Source organism: Marivibrio halodurans, assembly GCF_017963645.1.
Taxonomy (GTDB): domain Bacteria; phylum Pseudomonadota; class Alphaproteobacteria; order UBA8366; family Aestuariispiraceae; genus Marivibrio; species Marivibrio halodurans.
In genome coordinates, this window is the sequence record NZ_JAGMWN010000011.1 from 55,619 (window position 1) to 79,899 (window position 24,281).

The following is a 24,281-nucleotide window of genomic DNA, read 5'->3' on the forward strand; positions in this document are numbered from 1 at the left end:
GCCGCGCTTGATCGGGCGCCCGGCGCCGGCCGGACGCCCGCGTGACGACGAAGGAGCGCTGCGGCGATGGCGTATATCGGCGAGACCACCCCGCTCTACGGAGCGAACGAGGCCTATATCGCGGAGCTGTTCGAGAAATGGCAGCAGGACCCGGAGGCCGTGGACCCCGGCTGGGCCGCTTTCTTCGAAACCCTCGGCGACGAGGACGATATCCTGCTCGGCAATCACTACGGGCCGAGCTGGGCGCCGCGCGAGACCAAGGTTCTGGGGGGGCGCAACGGCGGGGCGCGCGGACGCGACCTGACGCTCTCCGATGCGTTGAGCGAACCGGTTTCCGGCAACACGCCCTTCCAGCAGTTGCTCGATTATTTGCGCGCCGGCGGCGCCGCGCCGGTGGACGCGGACCAGACGCGCAAGGCGACCCTCGATTCCATCCGCGCGCTGATGATGATCCGCGCCTATCGCATGCGCGGGCACATGGCGGCCAATCTCGATCCGCTCGGCCTCGACGGCCGCGAGGCGACGGAGGAGCTCGACCCGGCCGAATACGGATTCACCGAGGATGACTGGGATCACCCGATCTTCATCAACTATTATCTCGGCCTGGAATCCGCGACGCTGCGCGAGATCGTGAAGATCTGCCGCGACACCTATTGCGGCAGCATCGGCGTCGAATTCCTGCATATCCAGGACGCGGAGGAGAAGAGCTGGATTCAGGAGCGCGTGGAATCCAGCCGCAACCGCAAGGATTTCACCAATCTCGGCCGGCGCACGATCCTGCAGCGCTTGACCCAGGCCGATATCTTCGAGACCTATCTCGACAAGAAATATCGCGGGACCAAGCGCTTCGGCCTCGACGGCGGCGAATCGCTGGTCCCGATGGTGGAGCAGATCTTCAAGCGCGGCGCGCAACTCAATCTCGAGGAGGTCGTGCTCGGCATGGCGCATCGCGGGCGCCTGAATATCCTCGCGAACGTCATGCAGAAGCCCTATCAGCAGATCTTCGCGGAGTTCGAGGGGCTGCCCGCCTCGCCGGATTCGGTGCAGGGCTCGGGCGACGTGAAGTATCATCTGGGCACGTCCGCCGACCGGGAATTCGACGACAAGACGGTGCACCTGTCACTGACCGCCAATCCCAGTCACCTGGAATGCGTCAACACGGTGGTGCTGGGCAAGGTGCGCGCGAAGCAGCGCCAGCGCGGTGACAGCGAGCGCGAGAAGGTCATGGGCCTGTTGCTGCATGGCGACGCCGCCTTCATCGGCCAGGGCGTCGTGGCGGAGACCTTCCTGCTTTCGCAGCTCGACGGCTATCGCACCGGCGGTACGATCCATATCGTCATCAATAACCAGATCGGCTTCACGACCGCGCCGTCGAAATCGCGCTCCTCGCCCTATTGCTCCGACATGGCGAAGACGATCGACGCGCCGGTTTTCCACGTCAACGGCGACGATCCGGAGGCGTGCGTGCATGTCGCGAAGCTGGCGATCGAATATCGCCAGAAGTTCAAGAAGGATGTCGTGATCGATATGTGGTGCTATCGGCGCCACGGTCACAACGAGGGCGACGAGCCCATGTTCACCCAGCCCTTGATGTATAAGCGGATCAAGGACCACCCGCGCACCCGCCAGATTTATGCCGGGCGCCTGGAGAAGGACGGGCTGATCGAGGACGGCGCCGGCGAGAAGCTGGTCAAGGAGTTCGAGAAGAAGCTGGACGACGAGTTCGAGGTCTCGAAGAGCTTCAAGCCCAATCGCGCCGACTGGCTGGAGGGCAAGTGGTCCGGCCTGTCGATCGCCGAATCCGGCGCGCGGCGCGGCGACACGGCGGTCGACATGGACCTTCTGAAGGAGGTCGGCCACGCCATCTCCCAGGTGCCGCAGAACTTCCACCCGAATTCGAAGATTCAGCGCCAGCTCGACGCCAAGCGCAAGATGATCGACACCGGCGAGGGCATCGACTGGGGCACGGCCGAAGCGCTCGCCTTCGGCACGTTGCTGTGCGAGAGCACCTCGATCCGGCTTTCCGGCGAGGACAGCGAACGCGGCACCTTCTCCCAGCGCCATTCCGTGCTGATCGATCAGGAGAACGAGCAGCGCTTCGTCCCCCTCAACTCGATCCGCATGGGTCAGGCGCCGTTCGAGGTGATCGACAGCCCGTTGAGCGAGTTCGGCCTGCTCGGCTTCGAATACGGCTATGCCTCGGCGGAGCCGCACGCGCTGGTGCTTTGGGAGGCGCAGTTCGGCGACTTCGCCAACGGCGCCCAGGTCATCATCGACCAGTTCATCTCCTCCGGCGAGGCGAAGTGGCTGCGCATGTGCGGCCTCGTCATGCTGTTGCCGCACGGCTATGAGGGGCAGGGGCCGGAGCATTCCTCCGCCCGGCTGGAGCGGTACCTGCAGAACTCCGCCGAGGATAATTGGCAGGTCTGCAACATCACCCAGCCGGCGAACTATTTCCACGCGCTGCGCCGGCAGGTGCGCCGAAATTTCCGCAAGCCGCTCATCCTGATGACGCCCAAGTCGCTGCTGCGTCACAAGAAGTGCGTCTCCAAGCTGTCGGAGTTCGGGCCCGGCACCACCTTCCATCGGGTGCTCTGGGACAATGCGCAGTTGGAGGGCGGGCTCGCGCCCGACAACCGGATCAAGCGTGTCGTGCTGTGTTCCGGCAAGGTCTATTTCGACCTGGAGGCGGAGCGGGATCGGCGCGGCATCGAGGATATCTACATCCTGCGCCTCGAACAGCTCTATCCCTTCCCCTTCTACGCGCTGGGGCAGGAGCTCTCCCGCTTTCCGAACGCCGACATCGTCTGGTGCCAGGAGGAACCCGAGAACATGGGCGCCTGGCAGTTCCTGGACCGGAGGATCGAGCGGGTGCTGGACGAGATCGGACATAAGCCCTGCCGCCGCCCGAACTATATCGGGCGCGACGCGGCCGCCTCGCCGGCGACCGGTATCGCCAAGCGTCACCAGCAGCAGCAGGAGCATATCGTCGAGCAGGCGCTGAGCCTGAAGCCGATGCAGGTAAGCGTCGCCAATGTGAAGGTCGGCGGCATGCCGGCGCTTCTGGTGGATTCGGAACTGCCGCCCGACGATTGGGGGGGCGGCAAGGCCGAAAAGGGGGCGGCCGTCCTGAAGAGCGCGCCCGCGACCAAGAATAACAGCAAGCAGGAAAATGTCGCCAAGGCGGGCGGCAAGAAGGGCACGGCCAAGAAGGCAAGCGCGAAGAAAGCGGCCGCCGGGAAAACGAGCACCAAGAAAGCGGACGGAAAGAAATCGACGGCCAAGAAGGCGGCGGCCAAGACGCGTTGACGCGTGTCGCACGCCGCCGGGCCGGAACCAGGGACTTAATCGGGCATAGAGAATAGGACGGGATCAATGGCCACGGACGTTACGGTGCCGGCGCTGGGCGAATCGGTCAGCGAGGCAACGGTCATCAGCTGGATGAAGGCGGTGGGCGACTCGGTCGAGAAGGACGAGCCGCTTTGCGAGTTGGAGACCGACAAGGTTTCGATCGAGGTGCCGTCCCCCGTCGCCGGGGCGATCACGGAGATCGCCGCCGAGGAGGGATCGGACGTCGAGGTCGGCGCGCTGCTTTGCCGCGTCGAGGAGGGGGCCGAAGGTTCCTCCGGCGGGGGTAAGTCGAACGGCGATGGCGAGGACGCCAAGCAGGAAGCCGCCCCGAAGGAGGAGCCCAAGCAGGAAGAGGCGCCCCGGGAGGCTCCCGAGAAGGAGGAACCGGCGGCCGCCCCGGCGACGAACGAGACGCTCTCGCCCGCTGTCCAGAAGATGGTGAGCGAGAACAATCTCGACCCGTCCAAGATTCCGGCGACCGGCCCCAAGGGCAATATCACCAAGGAGGATGTCCAGAACTACCTCCAGGGTGGCGGGCAGAGTGGCGGGCAGGCGAAGTCCGCGCCCCCGGTGGAGGCCGGCAAGGCGGCGCCTCCGGGCAAGGAATCGGTCGGCGGCGGCAAGCCGGCCGCGCCCAGCTTCGAGCCGAAGGGCGACCGCCCGATGGACCCGCGCGGCGAGGAACGGGTCAAGCTGTCCAAGCTGCGCAAGGTCATCGCCACCCGCCTCAAGGAAGCGCAGAACACGGCGGCCATGCTGACGACCTTCAACGAGGTCGACATGGGGCCGATGATGGAGTTGCGCTCGGAGTACAAGGACCGCTTCGAGAAGAAGCACGGCGTGAAGCTCGGCTTCATGAGCTTCTTCGTGAAGGCCGCGACGGTGGCGCTCAAGGAATTGCCGGCGGTCAACGCGGAGATCTACGGCGACGAGATCATCTACAAGAACTACTACGATATCGGCATCGCCGTCGGCACGCCGCAGGGGCTGGTCGTTCCGGTTCTGCGCGATGCCGACCAGAAGAGCTTCGCCGAGATCGAGGGAGCCATCGCCGATTTCGGCAAGCGCGCCCGCGACGGCAAGCTGACCATGGCGGAGATGCAGGGCGGCACCTTCACCATCACCAATGGCGGTGTCTTCGGCTCGCTGCTCTCCACGCCGATCATCAACCCACCGCAATCGGGCATCCTGGGCATGCATAAGATCCAGAAGCGCCCGATCGTCGATTCCAATGGCGATATCGTGGTCGGCAACATGATGTATGTCGCCCATTCCTACGATCACCGCATCATCGACGGCCGCGAGGCCGTGACCTTCCTGGTCCGCCTCAAGGAGGTGCTGGAAGATCCGGCACGCTTGTTGATCGACGTCTGATCGTCCCGATCGGCCGGGAATGGCGGAGTTGCGGAGTTGGGCCGGGTGGCGCGTCGTCGAGGCGCGCCACCCGGCCATTTCATGGCTTCGCCGGTGGATTGCGTGCCGCTGATGCTTGACTTCCGCCGTCCCCGGGAGGATCACGGACGGGTCATGTCCCATCCGTTCCCCGCCGTCAGTTCCCCACCCGCGGTCGAGAACCGCCTTTCCACCATCCGTTCCGCCCGGCCCATCCGTTCCGTCCGGTCATCGTCCCGCCCGCTTTCCTGTCCTGGGGGGCGCCGCGATGGATAGCATGCCCGACCGGACGGAAGTGGAGGCGGAGCCGTCGCTCTCGACCCGCGCGGCCGTGCTCCATGGCGCGCGGCGCTGCCTCGGGGTGCCGGCCCTCGGCATCGGGCTTTCCATGATGGGCTTCGGGGCCGTCGCCCACGATCTCGGCTTCACGGCGCCGCAGACGATCGCGACGACGGCGTTGGTTTGGGGGCTTCCTGGGCAACTCGCCTATATGGAATTGGCGACGGCGGGCGCGCCGGTCCTGGTCGTCATGGCGGCCGTCGCCTTCGCCAATATGCGCATGCTGCCGATGGTGGTGACGGGCCTGCCCCTGATCCTGGGCGGGCGGCGGCTCGGGTTCCTGGCGCGGGTCGCGCTGGTGCAGTTCGTGGCCGTGACGGTCTGGACGCAGATGAACAACGACGCGCCCGCCCTGCCGCGGCGCGCGCGCCTGCCCTTCTATCTCGGCTTCGTCACGGTGCTTTACACCGCCGGCCTCTCCGGCACGGTTATCGGCTATAGCGGCGGCACCCTGCTGCCCGATCCGGCGCTGCGGGTCGCGGTCTTCATGACGCCGCTCTATCTCCTGCTGCTGGTCTCGGCGGCGCGTCATCCGACCAACAAGCTGGCCGTGGCGCTGGGCGCGGCGTTGGGGCTCGGGCTCTATCCCGTGATCGGGGACGTGGCGGTCCTGGCGGCGGGGCTGGCCGGGGGAACGGTCGCCTGCGCGGCCGGCGGTCTGCTCGACCGGCGGCGCGGTCAAGGGGAACCCGGCGATGGTTGAGCCGCTGCATGGCTGGGGTCTGATGCTGTTGGCCGTGCTGGCCACTTTCGTCTGGCGTTTCGCCGGGGTCCTGGTGGCCGGCCGCATCACCGAGGATGGGCGTCTTTTCGCTTGGATCGCGGCGGTCGCCTACGCCATGGTGGCGGCGCTGATGGCACGGGTCGTCCTGATGCCGCGCGGGGATACCGCGTGGGAAACCATGTGGCCGCGCGCGCTTGCGCTCGCCGTCGGCTTCGTGCTGTGGCGGCTGGCGGGCAAGCGCCTCGTCATCGGGTTGGCCGGCGGGGTCGCGGCCTTCGCCGTGCTGGTCGCGCTTGGTTATTAGAGCATGATGATATCATATGGCCCCACAAGCGGCCTCGACGCTGTCCGGGGGGGCGGAAAATCGACCGAAGGCGCCGCTTGCGGCTCCCCAGGGGCGTGGGGGTCGTCGTCGCGCCGCGCTTCTTCCGATGCCCCGCATCGCCGCGCGCGGCGCTCCTGGCCCAAGAAGGCGCTACTGGCCCAAGAAACCGAAAGCGGCGTCTCGGATGGGTCCATATGATATCATCAGGCTCTAGGGCCCGGATCCGCAGGACCGAGGGGATGGAACGTTCATGCATGCCTTCACCGTGACCCGTTTGATCCATGCGCCGTTGGCCGACGTTTGGGCCGTCGCCGGTGATCCGACCCGTTTTCCGGAATGGATGCGTGGCTTGGATGCGGTGGAGCCGCCGGAGGAAGGCGGGCTGGAGCCCGGCGCTGAATTGACGGTGACGGTCAGCGATCGGGGACAGCAGCGCCGGGCAAGCCTGACCCTGGCGCGGTGGGAGCCGCCGCGCACCTTCGCGATCCGCGCCGGCGGGGCGAGCGCGGGCACCATATATCGCTATGATTTCGAGCCCGCGCGCGACGGCGCGGCCACCCGCGCGCGGCTGGAGGCGGAGGTGACCGTCGCCGGCAAGTGGGTGCTGCTGGCCTGGTTGCTGAAGCGCGGGATGAAACGCGCGGACGGCGGCCAGTTGAAGGCGCTGGGCCGTTTGGTCACCGGCAGATAACGCTTATACCAAATCTTGTTGATCACGCCCCATGAGGACGTCCCTCCCGGGTTCTCGGCCAGGAGCGCGTGCCGTGGCGATGCGGGGCATCGCGAGGCGCGGGCGACGCCGTCCGAGGGCCCGGGAGGGGCGTCCTTCGGGTCGCGTTCGGCTTCCGTCGGAGGGCGCCGGCGCGGCTTGACGATGCCCTGCATCGCCCGCGCCACCCTTCCTGCCCGACCAAAGCCGAACGCGATCCGCATGGGTCGTGATCAACAAGATTTGGTATTAGATCGGCTTTGGCGCGCCGTCGTCCTCATCGTTCTTTCCGGCGCTGTCGTTCCCCGAACCGTCCGATCCGCGGCGGCGGATGATGATATCGCCGTTCGGCAGGACTTCCGGCATCTCATAGGTCGGAATGGTGGCGATCAGCATCTCCAGCGCGGAGACGATCTTGCCCAACCCCTCGCGCGCGAGGTCGTCGGCCGATTTGTCCTCGGCGCGCGCCAGCCCCGGCAGGGCGAGCGCGGCCGCGAAAGCCAGCGCGGCGGTCGGCATGAGCAAGGGTGTCCTGAATCTCCCCATCGGTGGTCTCCTTCGTGCGCGCTGCATCTGTTTCCGTCATGCATAGGTCGCGAATATGGCCCCGGCAAGGCGTGCCTCGGCCCCCACCCCGGAGCCTTGCCGCGAGCGGGGCTTTGGGGCATGGTTCGGGCGCTATCGACCCAGATGCTGACCGTATTTCGTTGAGAGGGGAAGAGCGCGATGAGCGATGCCTATGACGTCGTTGTGATCGGGGCGGGGCCTGGCGGCTATGTCGCCGCGATCCGGGCGGCACAGCTCGGCATGAAGACGGCCTGCGTGGAAGCGCGCGAGACCCTCGGCGGCACCTGCCTCAATGTCGGCTGCATCCCGTCGAAGGCGATGCTGCACGCCTCCCACATGTTCGCGGAAGCGGGCGGGGAGATGGCGCATCTCGGCATCAAGGTGTCGCCCAAGCTCGACCTCAAGCAGATGATGGCGCACAAGTCCGAAACGGTCGAAGCCAACGTCAAGGGCATCGAGTTCCTGTTCAAGAAGAACAAGATCGACTGGATCAAGGGCAAGGCGAAGCTCGCCGGCAAGGGCAAGCTCGACATCACCGAGGGCAAGGACAAGGGCAGGGCGGTCGAGGCCAAGCACATCATCATCGCGACCGGGTCCGAATCCACGCCGATCCCGAATGTCGAGGTGGACGAGAAGCAGATCGTCACCTCCACCGGCGCGCTGGAGCTTTCCAAGGTGCCGAAGCACATGGTCGTGATCGGCGGCGGCGTGATCGGGCTGGAAATGGGGTCGGTCTGGCAGCGCCTGGGCGCGGAGGTGACGGTCGTGGAATATCTCGACCGTATCCTGCCGACCATGGACGGCGAGGTCTCCAAGCAGTTCCTGCGCATCCTCAAGAAGCAGGGAATGGAGTTCAAGCTGAAGACCAAGGTGACGGGCGCGGAGAAGACCAAGTCCGGCGTCAAGCTGTCGGTCGAACCCGCCTCGGGCGGCGATGCGGAGACGATCGAGGCCGATATCGTGCTGCTCTCCGTCGGTCGCCGTCCCTATACCCAGGGGCTGGGGCTGGAGGATGTCGGGGTCGAGACCGACGAGCGCGGCTTCATCAAGGTCGACGGCCAGTACAAGACCAATGTGGACGGGATCTATGCCATCGGCGATTGCGCGCCGGGGCCGATGCTGGCCCACAAGGCGGAGGATGAGGGCGGCCTCTGCGCCGAGATGATCGCGGGCCAGAAGCCGCACCTCAACTACGACGCCATTCCCTCGATTGTCTATACCGAGCCGGAGGTGGCCTCCATCGGCAAGACGGAGGAGCAGTTGAAGGAGGCCGGGGTCGACTATGTGGCGGGCAAGTTCCCCTTCTCCGCCAACGGCCGCGCGCGCGCGATGCTGGCGACCGAGGGCTTCGTGAAGATCCTGGCCGACAAGAAGACCGACCGGGTGCTCGGCGCGCATATCATCGGCAAGGATGCCGGCGGCATGATCCACGAGATCGCGCTGGCGATCGAATTCGGCGCCTCCTCGGAGGATATCGCGCGCACCTGCCATGGTCACCCGACGCTGAACGAGGCCGTGCGCGAGGCCGCGCTGGCTGTCGACGGCCGTCCGATTCACATCTAGCGGAGACACGGCGACGGGCGGGCCACGGGCATCGCCCGGGGCCGCGTCCGAGGTTGGTCGCCCATGTTTTCGGACTTCCTGCAATGAGCCCCCCGACTGGCCCCTCCCACCCCGGTGGAGGCGATCGGCGCACGGCGCTGGTCCTGCTCGTCGCGGCTTCGGGTTTCCTGATGCTTCCCATGGGGGATACCTTCGGGAAGATCCTGGGGGAGGCCGGCATGGCCCCGGTTCAGGTGGCCTGGGGCCGCTGGGCCGCGCAGACGATCCTCCTCACTCCCGTCATCCTGATGCTCTATCGGCGGGAGGCCTTGAGGCCGGCGCGCATGTCGCTCCTGATCCTGCGTGCCCTGCTGATCGGCGGGGCGACGATCTGTTACTTCACCGCCATTCGGGAGGTACCGCTGGCGGACGCGGCCGGTGTCCTCTTCGTGGCGCCCTTGATGGTGACCGCGATGTCCGCCCTGTTCCTGGGCGAGAAGGTGGGGCTGCCGCGCTGGTCGGCGGTGCTGATCGGCTTCTCCGGCATGGTGTTGATCGTAAAGCCGGGTACCGGCGCGATGCAGTTGGGGGCCCTCTGGGCGTTGGGGGCGGCCGCGCTCTTCGCGCTTTTCCTGGTGCTGAGCCGTCATATGGCGGGCGCCAACAAGCCGCTGGTGACACTCTGGTGGGCGGGCGTCGTCGGGACCGTCCTGATGGGGGGGATGGTGGTGCCGGTCTGGACCATGCCGGGGCCGATGGAGGCCGCCATGCTGCTCGCCATGGGGGTCATCATGGCGCTGGGGCATCTGCTGATCCTGTGGGCGGCGGACCGGGCCGAGGCCTCGGCGATGGCGCCGATGCCGTATCTTGAAATGGTGATGGCCACCATTCTCGGCTATTTCGTCTTCGGCGATTTTCCGGATGCCCTGACTTGGGCGGGGTGCGCCATCGTCGTCGGTGCCGGGCTATTCGTCGCGCTTCGCGAGGGGCGCCGGACCCCGGCGGGCCAAGCCGCCGCGGCCATCGCGGAGCGACCGGAATAGCCCCTCCCCATTCTCTTGAATATTTGACCCCAAGGGGCCGATTTCGGTCGAGAGGGGTTAAGCAAGTTTCAATACTTTAGGTCTATCTCCCGTGTTACCTTGGGAATCGGGAGTAGTTCTGATGCGAAAAATCATGAGGGTGCTTTGCCTTCTCGCGGGCGCGGTGAGCGGGCCCGCGATGGCCGATCAGACCGTGGGTGGATTCACGGTCGATGCGTTGATCAACGACCGTTTCATCGAGACCTGCCGGGAATGGCTGGAAGTGCCGGTCCTGCGGATGACGGTCGAGAACCAGAACCGCCGTCGGGGCGAGCTTACGGCGGCGGAGATCGAGGAACTCGATCAGGCGTGGCGCAAGGAGCGGGAATCCGATCATCAGCCCTTCGTCGCGGCCGTTCTGTCCAATCCGCTCTCGACCTATCTGACCCGGATTCAGGCCCGGTCGCTCGGCCTCTATTCCGAGATCATCGTGGTCGACGATGTCGGCCTCAACGCCGGTCAGAGCAGCGTGACCGGCGACTACTGGCAGGGTGACGAGGACAAGTTCACCCGAACCTTCGGAGAAGGCGCCGGCGCCATCTTCATCGACGAGCCGGAATTGCATGAGGAAACCGCGACCTGGCGCGCGCAGCTCAACATGACGCTGCATGACGCGGCGGGCGCGCCGATCGGCGCGGCGACGGTGGAAGTCAATCTGACGGAACTGGCGCGTCGGCGTCTGACGGTCGGCAACTGAGCCGCCGGGCGATCCTAGATAAGGACAAGGTGATGAACTTCTTTCTGAACATCCGGATCGCGCGGAAGCTGCTCGGCGTTTTCGCGTCGATCTGTCTGGTGCTCGTCCTCGGTGGCGCCATCACGATCTACGAAATCCGATCCGCGGGCGATGCCGTCGAGGACACGCGGCAGGCCGCCAAGCTTCAGCATGATCTCGGCATTCTCGATGCGGCGGGGAACAACCAACTGCTCGCGATACGCGGTCTATTGATGACCGGCGACCGAAACCATATCGACGCCTACGAGAAATCGGCGAAACGTTTCGACGCGACGTTGGCGCGTATGGCGGAGAAGGCATCGTCCGACGAGGTCGTGCGTCATGTCGAGGCATTGCGCGCGATCACCGACACTTGGCGATCCGATGTCGTGGGCCCTCAGATCGAGGCCATGAACCATCCGCTGACCGTGGACGCCGCCAGGACGATGGAAGCGAATGGCCTGGGGGACGATTATCTCGCCGCGCATTCCAAGGAAATCGCCGCGCTTGCCGAGATCGCGAGCGCGCGGGCCGAGAAGGCTGAAAACACTGCACGCGAGGCTTTCTCCATCACGGTCATCGTGGCGATCATCGGCAGTACCCTCGCCATCCTCATCGCGGCCGTCTCCTACCTCGCCCTGGTCGGTGCCATCTCGCGTCCGATCGCCCGGATGACGGAGGTGATGGGGATTCTGGCCGAGGGGCGGCACGATGTGGAGGTGCCTAGCGTCGGCCGCGGCGACGAGGTCGGCGCCATGGCGGAGGCCGTCGAGGTCTTCAAGCGTAACGGCATCGAGCGCGAGGCGGCGCTCGCCCGCGAGGAGGAGGCCCGTCGGAAGGAGAAGGAGGCGCTCGCCGCGCGCGAACGCCGGACCCAGCGGATGGAGGAACTGATCGCCAATTTCGACAGCCGCTCCGCCGACTTGGTTTCGGCCCTGGAAACTTCCGCCCATTCGTTGGAGGAAACGGCTCAGGTAATGGGCAGCTCCGCCGATGAGACCGACAAGCAGGCGACGGCCGTGGCCGCCGCCTCGGAGGAGGCCTCGACAAACGTGCAGACCGTCGCGGCGGCGGCGGAGGAGCTTCGCAGCTCCATCGCGGAGATCGCCAAGCAGGTGAGCGGCGCCAGCGAGATCGCCGGGGAGGCGGCGACGACCGCCGAACAGGCGCAGAGCCGCGTCGCCAAGCTGGAGGAAGCCGCGAACGCCATCGGCGAGGTCGTCTCCATGATCAACGACATCGCGGATCAGACCAACTTGCTGGCGCTCAACGCGACCATCGAGGCGGCGCGCGCCGGGGAGGCCGGCAAGGGCTTCGCCGTGGTGGCCGAGGAGGTGAAATCGCTGGCCAGCCAGACATCCGGCGCGACCGAGAAGATCCGCGAACAGATCGAAGCCATGCAGACCGAGACGGCGCAATCCGTCGACGCGATCGAGGGCATCGCCGCGATCATCGCCCGGGTGAACGAGTATACCTATTCGATTTCCTCGGCCGTGGAGCAACAGTCCGCCGCCACCGACGAGATCGCGATGAATGTCAGCCAGGCATCCAGCGCGACCGGGGAGGTGGCGAGCAATATCCAGTCGGTCCATCAGGCCTCGACGGAGAGCGGCCGCATCGCCGGCACGCTCAAGACCGCTTCGGATGACATTGGCGACCGGGCACGCGCCATGAAGGCGGGTGTCGAGGGCTTCGTGCGGGAGATCCGCGCCCTTTAAGGGCGCGAGGGAGAATCAGGGGGCGCCGATCAGGCCGGCACCATCTCGAATCGTTCGGTGGCGGGGTCCAGGACCCACAATTCGCCCTCGGCGATATCGAACCAGGCGCCGTGCAGGGAAAGGCGCCCCTTGTCCTCCAGGATCTTGACGCAAGGGAAGGTCCGCAGGTTCTGGATCGACCGCTTGACCGAGATTCGCTCCAGCTTGGTATGCGGGTCGTCGGCGCCGGTGGTCTCGTCGCTGTCGATTTCCGCGATCGCCGGCTTCAGCATATCCATCCAACTGCCGATGAAGTCGCCCGGCGACAAAGGTTCCTCCCCCGGGTCGAGCGCCGCCTGGATGCCGCCGCAACGGCCATGACCCATCACCAGGATGTGGCGCACCTTCAAGGCCTGCACCGCGAACTCAAGCGCCGCCGACGTGCCGTGTAACTCGCCGTCCGGCCGATAGGGCGGCACCATGTTGGCGACATTGCGCACGACGAAGATTTCGCCCGGCGCGGCGTCGAAGATGGTCTCCGGGATGGCGCGTGAATCGCAGCACGCGATCACCAGGCATTCGGGCTGCTGCCCCTTCTCCGCCAGGGCGCGGTACCTGTCGCTTTGTTCGGTGAACCGGCCAGCCTTGAAGCTGCGATAGCCGGAGAGCAGGGAGTCGGGAAAATGGTCCACGGGCGGTTCCTGTCCGTTCCTGTTCATATCTGTCCACTGCTGGACGGTGGCGTGGCGCCACCGACCGCTTGCCTGTTATAGCGAGGCATCGGGGCCGTTCTCAAGGCCGCCCGCCCCTTATCCGAGCTCGAAGCTTGTAATGCCGAAAATCCGCTCGATCGGCAGGCGGGGATCGGGGCCGCGATACATCCGGGCGGTTTCGAAGACCGGGGTCAATCCCATCCGTTCCGCAAGCGCGACGGCCGCCGGGTTGTCGGACGGCGTGTCGAGATAGACCGGGCGTCCCGTCGTCCGACCGCGCGTCAGGGTCGAGAACAAGGCCCGGGCCACCGCCTCGTCCTCCGCGAAAAGAGGGCCGATCTTATAGCCCGTCACGCAGCGTCGAATGGTGCCGTACCCGGCGATGGCCCCGCCGCGCCGGGCGATCAGGCTCGATCGTGTGGGCGGTTCCGCCGTCGCGGCGGGGCGGGGCAAAACCCAGCTTTCCAGAAAGGCCGGGCGCGGCGTGGGGAAATGCACGCTGTCGAAGGCGGTCAATTCGTTCAAGTCGGACGGGGAGGCCGGTAGGATCGCGCACCTGTCGCCCGCTTCCACGGCGTCGATCCGCGCGGAGGGGAGGGAGCCGCCATATCGGATGTTGCGCCCGGCGAGCTCGAATCCGCTCGTCATGTAATTCGCCTGTTGCGCGACCACGCCGTCCAGCCCGACGGTACGGCCGGACAGGCGCGCCATGCCCGCCCGCCATGTCGCCCAGCCCAGGCCGGCGCCACGCCGGTCGGCGCGCACGATATAGAAGCCGAGGAAGCCGAAATCCGCGCCGTAGCGCACGACCGAGATCGAGGAGACGGGCTCCCCCTCCTCGAACCCCATCAGGAAGCCGTCGGGGTCGGTGGCGTGGAAGGCCGCCAGATCATCGAGCCCCGGGTTCCATCCCTCCCGTTCCGCCCAGCCGACGGCGGTCTCGAAATCGCGCGAACTCGCCGTTCGGATCGTGAACTTCGGCGCCGTCCGGTCCGATCGCACATCCTTCCCTTTCACCGTCGCGGCAGAATCACCGTGTAGTCGAGTTCCAGGACGATATTCTCCGTCTCGCCGTCGGGCTGTCCGGCGCCCTTCTGATCCGGCAGGCGCGGGAAGCGCGCGCAGGGCATGTTCTTCGTCGCGGTGGTGCGCAGCCGCAGCGCCCCGATATCGGTGCGCCGGTCCAATTCCTGCTTTTCCAGCACCGACGTCCAGGCATAGAGGGTGTCGCCCGCGAAGGTCGGATTGGCATGGCGCGCACCGTGGATCGCGCTGACGATGCAGGCATTCGCCAGACCGTTATGGGTCAGGGCCCGGGCGATCGAGATGATGTGGCCGCCCTGGACGATGCGACGGCCGAAGGGCGTCGACTTCATCGCATGCCCGTCGAAATGGGTGCGGGAGTCGTTTTGATAGAGGCGGGAGGCCATCATGTGTTCCGCCTCCTCGATCGTGACGCCGTCGATGTGATCGATCGCCTCGCCCTGATGATAATCCTCCCAGCGGTGGGGGGAGCCGGTATCGCGGTCGGTCCAGAACTTATTGAGGCGGTGGCGGGGGATCGTCAGCGGCTCGACCCGCGCGGCGAGGTCGGGCACGCGGTCTTCCCCCGTGCCGCTCTTGCCCGACGCGGCGGTGCCCGCGCGCGTCGGAACCATGACCCAACGCACGAAGCGCAGGATCGGGACGCCGCGATTGTCCAAGCCCTCGGTCCGGACATAGACGACCCCGCTCTCGCCGGAGGAATTCTCCTTGAGGCCGATCACCTGGCTGCGCGCCCGGATCGTCTCTCCGACATAGAGCTGGCTGAGGAAGTCGACCTCTGCATAGCCCAGATTGGCGATCGCGTTGTGGGAGATTTCCGGCACCGACTGGCCGAAGACGATGTTGAAGATCAACAGATCGTCGATCGGCGCGGAGTGATAGCCGACATCGCGCGCGAACGGATCGGAGACCTGCAGCGTGAAGCGGTTGCCGGTCAGCGCGTGATAGAGGGAGACGTCGCCCTCCCCGATGGTTCGGGGGTTGGCGTGCTCGATCACCTCGCCCAGGCGGAAATCCTCGAAGACGCGCCCATGGCTGGATTTCGGGGAAAGCTGGATATCGGTCGTCTCGCTCATCCGTCGCGGCCTTTCCGGGGATCGGGACACTTCCTCGCCTCCGCCGAGTCATACGCCAGACGGCGGCCAAAGTCAGCAATGCAGGATTCGGGTCATGCCTCCGCTTCCGCGGCCTCCATCTCCATCGCGCGGATCATCTCGGCCAGGTCGAGGAGGCGCCGCGCGTTCTCGACATGCAGGGCCTCGATCAGCTTGCCGTTCAGGACCGCGACGCCGGTTCCCTCCCTGCGGGCGCTCTCGTGCGCCTCGATGACGGCGTGGGCTTCGGCGATCTCCGCTTCGCCGGGGCCGAAGACCGCGTTCGCGGTCTCGATCGTCTTGGGGTGGATCAGCGTCTTGCCGTCGAAACCGAAGGCGAGACCCTGGCGGCATTGGGCGGCGAACCCCTCCGCGTCGTCGAGATCGAGATGCACGCCGTCGAGCGCGGCGAGCCCATAGGCCCGCGCGACCAGCACGACCTTGCCCAGGCTGGTGACGAAGGGCATGCGGTCCGGCGTGTGCAGGCAATGCAGGTCCTTCGCCAGATCGGACGTACCCATGACGAAACCGCCGAGGCGGCGGTGCGCGGTGGCGATCTCCTCCGCCTTCAGCACGCCGCGCGGCGTCTCGATCATGCACCAGAGCGCCATCCGCTCCGCCGCGCCGGCCTCCTCCATCAGGTCGGCGGCCTTGCGGACATGGTCCGCCCCTTCGGCCTTCGGCAGCAGCAGGCCGTCGGCGCCGGTCCGCGCGACGGCTTCCAGATCGGCGGCGCCCCAGGGCGTCTCCAACCCGTTGATGCGCACCAGCACTTCGCGATGGCCGTAGCCATCCCCGGCCAGCGCGTCGAGCACCCGGGCGCGCGCGTCCTCCTTCGCGTCCGGGGCGACCGCGTCCTCCAGGTCGAGGATAAGGACGTCGGCGGGCAGCGCGCGCGCCTTCTCCAGCGCCCGGGCGTTGGAGCCGGGCATGTAGAGGGCGGAGCGGCGCGGACGGACGGCGACGGACATCGGATTATACTCCCTGAAGGTCACTCGGGCCGGCGGCCTTTTGAGACCGGCTTGGAACGGCGGGAAGGCCATTCGGAATCCGGAATATCGAGGCTTTCGGGGAAAATCAAACGATTGGTCCTCATCCTCGCGCCCTTGGCATCCGCGCCGCTATCGCCGTGCCGCTATGCCCTGGCGGCGGCGCGCCGTTCCCGCCAGCCGAGGATCAGGGCTCCGGCGATGATGCAGGCCGCGCCCAAGGCCGTGGTCGCCGCGGGAACCTCGGCGAAGAACAACCAGTCATAGAGCGCGGCATAGAGCAGCGTGGCGTAGAAGAAGGGGGCAATGAAGCTCGCCTCCGCGATCGCCATGCCGCGTAGATTGAGGCTCTGCGCCGTCACCATGAAGGCGCCGGTCCCGGCCAGCAGCAACCATTGCGTCGGGCTCGGCGCCTGCCAGACGAAGACCGTCGCGACGCCCGCGATCACGGCGGCGAACGCGTTGTTGATCAGCAGGATACGCAGGATCGGCTCCCGGTCCGCCAGACGCTTGATGAAGATGAGTTCCGCGCCGATCGACAGCGCCGCGCCCAAGGCCAGCAGCGCCGCCGGATCGAATGCCGCCGTCCCCGGCCGGGTGACGATCGCCGCGCCGGCGAAGGCGATGGCCGCCGCCGCCCAGCGCCAGGGTCCCACCCCTTCCTTCAGGAAGATCAACGCCAGGATCATGGCGAACAGCGGGTTCAGGAAGCTGATCGCGGTCGCGTCGGCCAGGGGCATGAAGCTGACGGCGGCGAACATCAGGCTGACACCCAGCCATCCCGATACCACCCGCGCGCCGTGAAGCCGCCAGGGCACATGGTCGAAACGCGGGCGCTTCCACATCGCGAACGGCAGCAAAGCCAGCGTTCCGAACAGGAACCGCCCGAAGGTGATCTGTAGCGGATGCAGCCGCGCGGCCTGCTCCAGCAGCCCCTCGACCTCGATCTCCCGCGCCGCGCCGAGCGCCTTGGCGCAGAGTGTCGAGCCCGCGATGAAGGCGCAGCATAGCGTCACATAGGCCGCCCCCTTCAGGTTCGCCGGGTCGCGGAGCGCGGGGGGAGCGGGCATCGTGATTGTCTTCCCGGGCAGGAAAAAGAAGGGCGTGGGGACGGTGTCGCATGGGCTGGCGGGATCGGGACGCGCCCATTAAAGTCCGTTCGCGCATGCCCTGTCGAGCATGCGTGTCATTCCCTTGTCCCGACCCGATAGGCCGTGCCGCCGACCCGGGGTTCCGGAGCGCCGATGCCCATCCTCTCGATCCAGAGCCACGTCGCCTATGGCCATGTGGGGAACGCCGCGGCGGTCTTTCCCCTGCAGCGGCTCGGCTGGGATGTCTGGCCGGTGCACACGGTGCTGTTCTCGAACCATCCCGGTTATGGTGATTTCGGCGGCGCGGTCACGCCGCTTACGACGGTGGAGGCCGTGCTGGATGGCATCGCCGCGCGCGGCGCGCTGTCCGATTGCGAGGCGGTGCTGTCCGGCTATGTCGGGCAGGCGGCGCTCGGCCGGGCGATCCTGGACAGTGTCGCGCGGACGCGGGCGGCCAATCCGGGGGCGCTTTATGTTTGCGATCCGGTGATGGGCGATCGCGATGGCGGGGTCTATGTCTCGGACGATATTCCGGATTTCATGCGGGCAAGCGCCGTTCCGGCCGCCGATATCGTGCTGCCCAACCATTTCGAGCTGGAACTGCTGACCGGCGGCCGGGCGGATACGCTGGAGGCGGCGGTGAAGGCCGCCCGGGCCCTGCGCGCGACCGGCCCCCGGATCGTCGTCGTCACCAGCTTCGAGCGCGCGGACGCGCCACCGGCGGTGGTCGAGATGCTGTTGGCGACGGAGCAGGGCACCTGGCTGATCGAGACGCCGCGCCTTGCCTTCCCGATCGCGCCGAACGGCGCGGGGGATCTGATCGCGGCGCTCTTCACGGGGCATTATCTCCGTCTTCGCGACCCCGTCGCCGCGTTGGCGGAGGCCGTGGCGGCGGTCTATGCGGTGCTCGACGAAACCAGCCGCCTGGGTCGGCGAGAGCTTGCCCTGGTCGCCGCGCAGGCGGCGCTGGCCGACCCGCCGGCCCGCTTCATCCCCCGGCGGATCGCTTAATACGGGGCATCGGAAGCACGGCGCGACGCAGATCAGGGAGCCGAAAGCGGCGCCTTCGATCGCTTTTCGGGCCTCCGGACCGCGTCGAGGCCGCTTGACGATGCATCACATCGTCCACGCGCCCTCTCCCCATGGGGCCGTGGGCCGGAAAGCCGGAAAAACGATCTCGGGCGGGGCCATATCATATCATCATGCTCTAAGCGTCCGTGTTCCGGTCAATGGAGGGCGAGACCGCAAAGATAGGTGTCCACCCGCTCTCCGTCCGAGGCGAGCGGCAGCAGTAGGAAGTCCGCGCGGTCCTGGTCGATGTCCGCGCGCGTGAGCGGGCCGGACACCAAGCCCACGGCGCGGCGGGTCGTCAGCGCGTCCAGATAGCCATCGGTGAAGGCGGGCAGACCCAACCCCAGCGCCGCCATCGGACTCGGGTCCGGACCGGTCCCCTCTTGGGGCGTGCCGTGGGTGGTGTGGTGGGATGTGTCGTGGGGCGCGTCGTGCCGGGGCGGCTCCGGATCGGGCAGAACCCTTCCGGTCCACTCGACCCCGGAAATGGCCGCGACCCTCGTTCCCCAAAGCCGGAAGCGGATGCACCCCTCCGGCGTGTCGAGCAACTCGCCGACGGCGATCCAGCCCCACCATCCCCGGAAATCCTCGAAGGCGAACGCGCTCCACCCCGGCAGCGCCCGACCGCCGCAGCGATCGCGCCAGAGGGTGATCAGCGATTCATGGCGCGGAAAGACACCCTCGAGGGCATCGCGCGCATGCAATTCGTAACGGATGTCGCCGATCTGTCGCCAAATCTCCATGACACGCCATATCGGTTGCCAGACACCGGACCGTGATCCCGGTGATACCAATCGTCGGGTCGCATGGAAGGATGCACGTTCATCTTTAACGAGAGGTTAACGGGAAGCATGCCTTAAAAGCTTCATTCGTCTGGACCGTCGTCGTCGCTTTCTTCGGGGTCTTCCTCCGAATCGCCGCCACCGCGCAGGGTTTCCGCGATTCGCCGGGCAAGCGCGCCGCGCACCCGCGCGAAGACTTCCTCCCAATCACCGGGGCTGGATTGGCGGAACAGCGTCATGCTGGGGTACCAGGGACTGTCGTCGCGATGCAGCATCCAGCGCCAGTCCGGGGCGTAGGGCAAGAGGACCCAGACCGTCTTGCCCATCGCGCCCGCCAGATGGGCGATCGAGGTGTCGACCGTGATCACCATGTCGAGCGCGTCGATCGCGGCGGCCGTCTCCGCGAAATCCTTGAGGCCGCCGCCCAGGTCGGTGACCAGCGCGCGCAGTCCTTCGTCCGCGATCTGCCGCGCGCCGGGGCCCTTCTGCAGCGAGTGGAAGGCGGCGCCCGGAAGGTCGAGAAGCGCGATGAAACCGGCCGCGCCGGCGGAACGGTTGCGGTCGTTGCGGTGGGTCGGCTTGCCGGCCCAGCACAGGCCGACATTGACGACGCCGCGCGGCAGGGCGGGACGCTCTATTCCGGCGGGGCGGTGGATATAGGGCAATCCCGCCGGAACGGCGTCCAGGCGCGTACGCAGGATGTGGGGCAGGCTGAGCAGAGGCGCCTGCGCCGCGGGTTCCGGCCGGGGCGCGCCGCGCGCGACGACGGTGATGCCCTCGAAATCGCGGGTTTTCTGGAACAGCCGGGCCAGCGGCCCCTGCACCTCGAAGATCAGGGAATCGAAACCGCGCGCCTTGAGAATCGGCAGGTAACGCGCGAATTGCAGCGTGTCGCCGAAGCCCTGTTCGGTCCAGATCAGGATCGATCCGCGTTCGGGGACGGTGCGACCATCGAAGGTGGGGGCCGAGGTAACCTTGCGGCCCGCCTCGCTCAGCCGCCAGCGCGATTCGTAGTTCCGGAACCCCTCGTCGAAATCGCCCTGGAGCAACTGGGTCAGCGCCCGGTCCCAGGTCAGCTCCGGTTTGTCGTAGCCGAGCAGTTCCGCCCGCCGGAAGGCCGAGAGCGCCTCCCCCAGGTAACCGAGATCACGCTGCGCCAGCCCCATATTGTAGTGCAATTGCGCCGATCCGGGCGTCAGTTCGATCGCCCGGCCATGGGCGCGCACCGATTCCTCGTACCGGCCGCATGCGCGCAACGCATTGCCGAGATTGGACCAGGCCGAGCCGTCATGGGGTTTCAGCGCCACCCCGCGCTTCAGGCAGGCCACCGCCGGCGCGGCATGGCTCATTCGCCGCAACAACACGCCCATATTGATCCAGGCCGCGGGAACATAGGGGTCCGCGTCCAGGACGGCGCGGTATAGCGCGAGCGCATCCTCGGCCCGGCCGCCGCCTTGCAGGCGGACGGCGCGCTCCAACATCCGGCGCGGCCCGTCCGGCTGGCGGGGGCGGGCGGTCGCCGTCACGCGCCTCGGGGCCGGCTCGTCTCCAGCGGAGCGCTCGGACGTAGTCGGGGCGGTCGCCCCCTCCTCTCGATCGACCATGGGCGCAGTCTATACCGCGTCGCTTCGCACGGTCGAGGGCGCATATCCGTACATTCCCGGGCTTTTTCGTGGGAAGGCGCAGCGTGACATGAAACTTTCCCGAAAAATCGCATTGCCGCCGGAATGGGGCTATGGCAGGCTAGATATCGTGTTGCAGGCGATTTTGTCCACAAGATATCGCTACAGCCCCAAAATAGCTTAAAGCGATAGGATGAAGGCGTCGGCATCTTATCGCGGACGTGTCGCCGTTCCCCGGCCCTGTCCCTTGGCCAAGGAGGAAATCCATGACCGCATTGATGGTCGCAACCGCCGCCTCCGCCCCCAACCCTCTCGACGTGCTGGAAGCCATGTTCACGTCCAACGAATGGCCGTTCGAACGGTCGGACGAGGACGAGATGGTGGTCGAGACGACGGGCGGCTGGTGCGATTACCGGATGTTCTTCGCCTGGCGCGAGGATCTCCACGCGCTTTACTTCACCTGCACCTTCGACATCAAGATCCCACGGGAGAAACGCCGGGGCGTCAGCGAACTGGTGGTTTCCATCAACGAGAAGATGTGGCTCGGCCATTTCGATCTCTGCTCGGACGAAGGCGTGCCGACCTTCCGGCACACCCTGCCGACGCGCGGGGTGAAGAATTTCAGCGTCGAGCAACTCGAGGATCTGATGGACATCGCGCTGGCGGAGTGCGAGCGCTTCTATCCGGCCTTCCAGTTCCTGCTCTGGGGCGGCTATAGCCCGGAGGAGGCGGTCGCCGCCGCCTTGATCGACTGCCGGGGCGAGGCCTGAGGCCGCGCGTCCTCTTCTTGCCGGAACCCCGGAAATCGATCTCGGATGGGTCCATATCATATCATCATGCTCTAGGCTTGCGGCGTGACTGGCGCGTGGCGTTGCCCCGCGCAACGACCGAACAACCGGCCAAGAACAATCGGGCAGGGACCTATCGGGCAAGGGATGAGGCATATCATGACGAGGAAACTGGAACGGCCGTTGCTGCTGATCGGCTGCGGCAAGATGGGCGGCGCGATGCTCGACGGCTGGTTGGGAAGCGGTATCGCGGCATCCGGCGTTCATATCGTCGACCCCGCGGGCGCCCGGCCCTTCCGCGACCGTGACGGGGTCACCGTCCATGACGGCATGGAGACGCTGCCCGCCGATTTGGCGCCGGAAGTCGTGGTGTTGTCCGTCAAGCCGCAGCAGATGGATGCGGTGATGGACGGCGTGAAGCGGTTCGCCGGGCCGGATTGTCTCTTCGTCTCGGTCGCCGCGGGCAAGACGATCGGCTATTTCCAGGACAGGCTGGGCGCGGACGCGGCTATCGTGCGCGCCATGCCCAACACGCCCGCCGCCATCGGGCAGGGCATCACCGTGTGCTGTCCGAACCCGGTTTGCTCCCCGGCGCAGAGCGCCTTGGCCGAGGATCTGCTGAAAGCCGTCGGCGAGGCCGCGACGGTCGAGGACGAAAGCCTGATCGACGCGGTCACCGCGCTGTCCGGCGGGGGGCCGGCCTATACCTTCTGGTTGATCGAATGCATGGGCGAGGCGGGTGTCGCGGCCGGGCTGCCGCGCGAGTTGGCGGAGCGGCTGGCCCTGGTGACGGTGGCGGGCGCCGGGCAATTGGCCCTGCGGAGTGGCGAGGCGCCGGCGACCCTGCGCCGGAACGTGACCTCGCCCGGCGGCACGACGCAGGAGGCGCTATCCGTCCTGATGCGGGAGGAGGGTGGCCTGGACTCCCTGATGCGGGAGGCGATCGCCGCCGCCGCCGCGCGCTCGCGCGAGCTGGCGGGCTGAGACGGCGGCCCGCTCTCTTGCCTTCGGACCCTTGCCGTCCGCCGCCCGCGCCGCCATCTCATAGGGCATGAGGACGGATTCGATCGAGGACAGGGCCGGCGTGGCCGCCGTCGAATTGGCGGGGCGCCTGGGCTGGCGCCATGTCCGTCTGGCCGATGTGGCGGAGGAGGCGGACACCGACCTCGGCGGGTTGCGGGCGGTCGCACGCGACAAGACGGATTTGCTGCGCCACTTCCTGGCGGGCATGGACCGGGACGTCCTGTCGGAGGACAGCGGCTTCACCGCCGAGGATAGCGTCCGCGACCGCCTGTTCGATTTGCTGATGCGGCGTTTCGACGCGCTCGCCCCCTACAAGGACGGGGTTCGGGCGGTCATGGCCGATGTGGTCCGCGACCCCTTCACCGTCGTGCGTTTGGCGCCGGACGGCCCGGCGAGCCTCGCCTGGTATCTGGAGGCGGCCGGCGTCGGAACCGATGGGCCCGCCGGAATGGTGCGCGCTCACGGGCTGGCCGCGGTCTGGCTCGCGGCGCTGCGGGTTTGGGTACGTGACGAGAGCCCGGATCTCGCCCCGACGATGAAAGCCCTGGATCAGGCGCTTGCCCGCGCGGAACAGGCCGCCGGATGGCTCTCGGGCGTCCGAGGGGGGCGTCGGCGCGGCGACCCGAATGACCGGCAGGCTCCAGCCGATTGGACCGACCAGCCGGACCCGGCCGCCCCACCGCCCGGGGAAGGCGTTTCAGCGGAAGGATGACGGGCTGGGAATCCACCGGCGGGGGCGTGCCGATGCGGGATCATGTTTTGTGCGGTGCAGCAATTCCCCTTGACGGTTTCGCGTGCCGCGCCATATAAGATGCAACTGATGCTGCAATGCAGCATTGAGTGATATAGGGTGCGTGCCGGGCTTCGAGTCAGGTTTTGGTCGGAAGGCACGCGACCGGGTCGGCAGGGATGGCCGGTTGAATATTCGGTGGCGGCACGCGCCGGCCGAAGCGAGCGATCCACCTGGCCCGATGGGACGTCGATACAGGACGTGAGTGCAGCGATTCCACCGCGCGGGCGATGTCCGCCGGACCACCACCTGTTGGAGGGAGAGAAACCATGGCCCAGCAGAAATCGACCAATTATTTCGATCCGAAGAACAACCCCTTCCTGGACCCGAAGAACAACCCGTTCCTCGATCCCGAGAAGAACCCCTTCCTGAGCGCGGATGTCAGCAAGATGTTCGGCGGCTACGGTGCGCCGGAATTGAAGGAACTGATGGATTCCCAGCGCAAGAATTTCGAGGCGCTGGCGGCGGCGAACAAGACCGCCGTCGAGGGGTTTCAGGCCGTCTTCACCCGCCAGGGGGAAATCCTGAAGCAGGTGATGGACGAGGCCAATGCCACGATCCAGGAGGCCCAGGCGAAGGGCGGTAAGCTCGACCCCGACGCGGCGAAGAATATCGACCAGATCAAGGACGCGCTCGAGCAGGCGGTGACCAATATGCGCGAGTTGTCGGAGATGGTCTCGAAGTCGCAGCAGGAGGCCTTCAACATCCTGAATCAGCGCGTCGGAGAGCAACTCGACGAGTTGAAGAAGTCGGTCAACAAGTGACCTAGACAACGCGCCCCGCAGGGGGCGGTGTTGGAATCGCGGGGCCGCGTCCGGGGTGAACCGGGCG

The 24,281-nt window shown here is 66.8% G+C and carries 22 protein-coding genes; 14 read left to right on the top strand and 8 right to left on the bottom strand.

Annotation, left to right across the window (positions count from 1 at the left end; genetic code table 11):
• Positions 1-66 precede the first annotated feature (66 nt).
• The 5 genes from KAJ83_RS17375 (at position 67) to KAJ83_RS17395 (ending at position 6,822) form a co-directional block, all read left to right on the top strand.
• Positions 67-3,309, top strand: a complete 3,243-nt coding sequence (locus KAJ83_RS17375) for a 2-oxoglutarate dehydrogenase E1 component (protein ID WP_210683381.1) — start codon at positions 67-69, stop codon at positions 3,307-3,309.
• Between the two features lie 66 nt (positions 3,310-3,375).
• Positions 3,376-4,725: a 2-oxoglutarate dehydrogenase complex dihydrolipoyllysine-residue succinyltransferase gene (gene odhB, locus KAJ83_RS17380; RefSeq protein WP_210683382.1), complete on the top strand. Its 1,350-nt coding sequence runs from the start codon at positions 3,376-3,378 to the stop codon at positions 4,723-4,725.
• Positions 4,726-5,011: 286 nt separating this feature from the next.
• On the top strand, positions 5,012-5,785 hold the full coding sequence (locus KAJ83_RS17385; protein WP_210683383.1) for an AzlC family ABC transporter permease: 774 nt from the start codon (positions 5,012-5,014) through the stop codon (positions 5,783-5,785).
• The gene (locus KAJ83_RS17390) at positions 5,778-6,110 is read left to right on the top strand and encodes an AzlD domain-containing protein (RefSeq protein ID WP_210683384.1); all 333 of its coding nucleotides are present in this window, start codon (positions 5,778-5,780) and stop codon (positions 6,108-6,110) included. Before KAJ83_RS17385 ends, KAJ83_RS17390 begins: the two co-directional genes overlap by 8 nt.
• Positions 6,111-6,381: 271 nt before the next feature.
• Positions 6,382-6,822: an SRPBCC family protein gene (locus tag KAJ83_RS17395; protein WP_210683385.1), complete on the top strand. Its 441-nt coding sequence runs from the start codon at positions 6,382-6,384 to the stop codon at positions 6,820-6,822.
• A 267-nt stretch (positions 6,823-7,089) separates the two neighbouring features.
• On the opposite strand, the gene KAJ83_RS17400 is transcribed toward KAJ83_RS17395, so the two are convergent.
• Positions 7,090-7,386, bottom strand: a complete 297-nt coding sequence (locus tag KAJ83_RS17400; RefSeq protein WP_210683386.1) for a hypothetical protein — start codon at positions 7,384-7,386, stop codon at positions 7,090-7,092.
• A 180-nt stretch (positions 7,387-7,566) separates the two neighbouring features.
• Here KAJ83_RS17400 and lpdA point away from each other — a divergent pair, with 180 nt between their 5' ends.
• From lpdA to KAJ83_RS17420, 4 genes are all read left to right on the top strand, one after another.
• Positions 7,567-8,970 (top strand): dihydrolipoyl dehydrogenase, encoded by a 1,404-nt coding sequence (gene lpdA, locus KAJ83_RS17405; protein WP_210683387.1) that lies wholly within the window; start codon positions 7,567-7,569, stop codon positions 8,968-8,970.
• A gap of 83 nt (positions 8,971-9,053) precedes the next feature.
• Positions 9,054-9,992 carry a DMT family transporter gene (locus KAJ83_RS17410; protein ID WP_210683388.1) on the top strand — a complete coding sequence of 313 codons (939 nt, stop codon included), beginning with the start codon at positions 9,054-9,056 and terminating at the stop codon, positions 9,990-9,992.
• Between the two features lie 178 nt (positions 9,993-10,170).
• Positions 10,171-10,728, top strand: a complete 558-nt coding sequence (locus KAJ83_RS17415) for a hypothetical protein (protein WP_246484832.1) — start codon at positions 10,171-10,173, stop codon at positions 10,726-10,728.
• 32 nt (positions 10,729-10,760) lie between these two features.
• Complete coding sequence (locus KAJ83_RS17420) at positions 10,761-12,464, top strand: methyl-accepting chemotaxis protein (RefSeq protein WP_210683390.1); 1,704 nt, start codon at positions 10,761-10,763, stop codon at positions 12,462-12,464.
• 29 nt (positions 12,465-12,493) lie between these two features.
• On the opposite strand, the gene KAJ83_RS17425 is transcribed toward KAJ83_RS17420, so the two are convergent.
• From KAJ83_RS17425 to KAJ83_RS17445, 5 genes are all read right to left on the bottom strand, one after another.
• On the bottom strand, positions 12,494-13,135 hold the full coding sequence (locus KAJ83_RS17425; RefSeq protein WP_343222051.1) for a carbonic anhydrase: 642 nt from the start codon (positions 13,133-13,135) through the stop codon (positions 12,494-12,496).
• A gap of 117 nt (positions 13,136-13,252) precedes the next feature.
• Positions 13,253-14,158: a GNAT family N-acetyltransferase gene (locus tag KAJ83_RS19710; RefSeq protein WP_343222052.1), complete on the bottom strand. Its 906-nt coding sequence runs from the start codon at positions 14,156-14,158 to the stop codon at positions 13,253-13,255.
• Between the two features lie 11 nt (positions 14,159-14,169).
• On the bottom strand, positions 14,170-15,276 hold the full coding sequence (locus KAJ83_RS17435; RefSeq protein ID WP_210683392.1) for a MaoC family dehydratase: 1,107 nt from the start codon (positions 15,274-15,276) through the stop codon (positions 14,170-14,172).
• Between the two features lie 92 nt (positions 15,277-15,368).
• Positions 15,369-16,265 (bottom strand): HpcH/HpaI aldolase/citrate lyase family protein, encoded by an 897-nt coding sequence (locus tag KAJ83_RS17440; RefSeq protein ID WP_210683393.1) that lies wholly within the window; start codon positions 16,263-16,265, stop codon positions 15,369-15,371.
• A gap of 164 nt (positions 16,266-16,429) precedes the next feature.
• Positions 16,430-17,353 carry a DMT family transporter gene (locus tag KAJ83_RS17445; protein ID WP_246484837.1) on the bottom strand — a complete coding sequence of 308 codons (924 nt, stop codon included), beginning with the start codon at positions 17,351-17,353 and terminating at the stop codon, positions 16,430-16,432.
• A gap of 174 nt (positions 17,354-17,527) precedes the next feature.
• Here KAJ83_RS17445 and pdxY point away from each other — a divergent pair, with 174 nt between their 5' ends.
• A complete protein-coding gene (pdxY, locus tag KAJ83_RS17450) occupies positions 17,528-18,385 on the top strand; it encodes a pyridoxal kinase PdxY (RefSeq protein ID WP_210683394.1) in 858 nt (285 codons plus the stop codon).
• Between the two features lie 215 nt (positions 18,386-18,600).
• Here pdxY and KAJ83_RS17455 read toward each other — a convergent pair whose 3' ends face one another.
• Both KAJ83_RS17455 and KAJ83_RS17460 read right to left on the bottom strand, forming a co-directional pair.
• On the bottom strand, positions 18,601-19,188 hold the full coding sequence (locus KAJ83_RS17455; RefSeq protein ID WP_210683395.1) for a PAS domain-containing protein: 588 nt from the start codon (positions 19,186-19,188) through the stop codon (positions 18,601-18,603).
• A 122-nt stretch (positions 19,189-19,310) separates the two neighbouring features.
• Positions 19,311-20,753, bottom strand: coding sequence for a tetratricopeptide repeat protein (locus KAJ83_RS17460; protein WP_210683396.1), 1,443 nt, complete (start codon positions 20,751-20,753; stop codon positions 19,311-19,313).
• A gap of 362 nt (positions 20,754-21,115) precedes the next feature.
• Here KAJ83_RS17460 and KAJ83_RS17465 point away from each other — a divergent pair, with 362 nt between their 5' ends.
• From KAJ83_RS17465 to KAJ83_RS17480, 4 genes are all read left to right on the top strand, one after another.
• Complete coding sequence (locus tag KAJ83_RS17465; protein ID WP_210683397.1) at positions 21,116-21,619, top strand: type III secretion system chaperone family protein; 504 nt, start codon at positions 21,116-21,118, stop codon at positions 21,617-21,619.
• A gap of 177 nt (positions 21,620-21,796) precedes the next feature.
• Positions 21,797-22,621 carry a pyrroline-5-carboxylate reductase gene (gene proC, locus KAJ83_RS17470; RefSeq protein ID WP_210683398.1) on the top strand — a complete coding sequence of 275 codons (825 nt, stop codon included), beginning with the start codon at positions 21,797-21,799 and terminating at the stop codon, positions 22,619-22,621.
• A gap of 67 nt (positions 22,622-22,688) precedes the next feature.
• Positions 22,689-23,372: a TetR family transcriptional regulator gene (locus KAJ83_RS17475; protein ID WP_210683399.1), complete on the top strand. Its 684-nt coding sequence runs from the start codon at positions 22,689-22,691 to the stop codon at positions 23,370-23,372.
• 347 nt (positions 23,373-23,719) lie between these two features.
• A complete protein-coding gene (locus KAJ83_RS17480) occupies positions 23,720-24,214 on the top strand; it encodes a phasin family protein (protein WP_210683400.1) in 495 nt (164 codons plus the stop codon).
• The last annotated feature ends 67 nt before the right edge of the window (positions 24,215-24,281 follow it).

What these genes read in the sequence shown, in the direction of transcription:
- KAJ83_RS17410 (WP_210683388.1), top strand. Translation starts at nt 9,054, where the DNA reads ATGAGCCCCCCGACTGGCCCCTCCCACCCCGGTGGAGGCGATCGGCGC.
- KAJ83_RS17435 (WP_210683392.1), bottom strand. Translation starts at nt 15,276, where the DNA reads ATGAGCGAGACGACCGATATCCAGCTTTCCCCGAAATCCAGCCATGGG.
- lpdA (WP_210683387.1), top strand. Translation starts at nt 7,567, where the DNA reads ATGAGCGATGCCTATGACGTCGTTGTGATCGGGGCGGGGCCTGGCGGC.
- KAJ83_RS17390 (WP_210683384.1), top strand. Translation starts at nt 5,778, where the DNA reads ATGGTTGAGCCGCTGCATGGCTGGGGTCTGATGCTGTTGGCCGTGCTG.
- KAJ83_RS17480 (WP_210683400.1), top strand. Translation starts at nt 23,720, where the DNA reads ATGGCCCAGCAGAAATCGACCAATTATTTCGATCCGAAGAACAACCCC.
- KAJ83_RS17445 (WP_246484837.1), bottom strand. Translation starts at nt 17,353, where the DNA reads ATGCCCGCTCCCCCCGCGCTCCGCGACCCGGCGAACCTGAAGGGGGCG.
- KAJ83_RS17395 (WP_210683385.1), top strand. Translation starts at nt 6,382, where the DNA reads ATGCATGCCTTCACCGTGACCCGTTTGATCCATGCGCCGTTGGCCGAC.
- KAJ83_RS17420 (WP_210683390.1), top strand. Translation starts at nt 10,761, where the DNA reads ATGAACTTCTTTCTGAACATCCGGATCGCGCGGAAGCTGCTCGGCGTT.
- proC (WP_210683398.1), top strand. Translation starts at nt 21,797, where the DNA reads ATGACGAGGAAACTGGAACGGCCGTTGCTGCTGATCGGCTGCGGCAAG.
- KAJ83_RS17375 (WP_210683381.1), top strand. Translation starts at nt 67, where the DNA reads ATGGCGTATATCGGCGAGACCACCCCGCTCTACGGAGCGAACGAGGCC.
- KAJ83_RS17475 (WP_210683399.1), top strand. Translation starts at nt 22,689, where the DNA reads ATGAGGACGGATTCGATCGAGGACAGGGCCGGCGTGGCCGCCGTCGAA.
- pdxY (WP_210683394.1), top strand. Translation starts at nt 17,528, where the DNA reads ATGCCCATCCTCTCGATCCAGAGCCACGTCGCCTATGGCCATGTGGGG.
- KAJ83_RS17415 (WP_246484832.1), top strand. Translation starts at nt 10,171, where the DNA reads ATGGCCGATCAGACCGTGGGTGGATTCACGGTCGATGCGTTGATCAAC.
- KAJ83_RS17385 (WP_210683383.1), top strand. Translation starts at nt 5,012, where the DNA reads ATGGATAGCATGCCCGACCGGACGGAAGTGGAGGCGGAGCCGTCGCTC.
- KAJ83_RS17440 (WP_210683393.1), bottom strand. Translation starts at nt 16,265, where the DNA reads ATGTCCGTCGCCGTCCGTCCGCGCCGCTCCGCCCTCTACATGCCCGGC.
- KAJ83_RS17465 (WP_210683397.1), top strand. Translation starts at nt 21,116, where the DNA reads ATGACCGCATTGATGGTCGCAACCGCCGCCTCCGCCCCCAACCCTCTC.
- KAJ83_RS17400 (WP_210683386.1), bottom strand. Translation starts at nt 7,386, where the DNA reads ATGGGGAGATTCAGGACACCCTTGCTCATGCCGACCGCCGCGCTGGCT.
- KAJ83_RS17455 (WP_210683395.1), bottom strand. Translation starts at nt 19,188, where the DNA reads ATGGAGATTTGGCGACAGATCGGCGACATCCGTTACGAATTGCATGCG.
- odhB (WP_210683382.1), top strand. Translation starts at nt 3,376, where the DNA reads ATGGCCACGGACGTTACGGTGCCGGCGCTGGGCGAATCGGTCAGCGAG.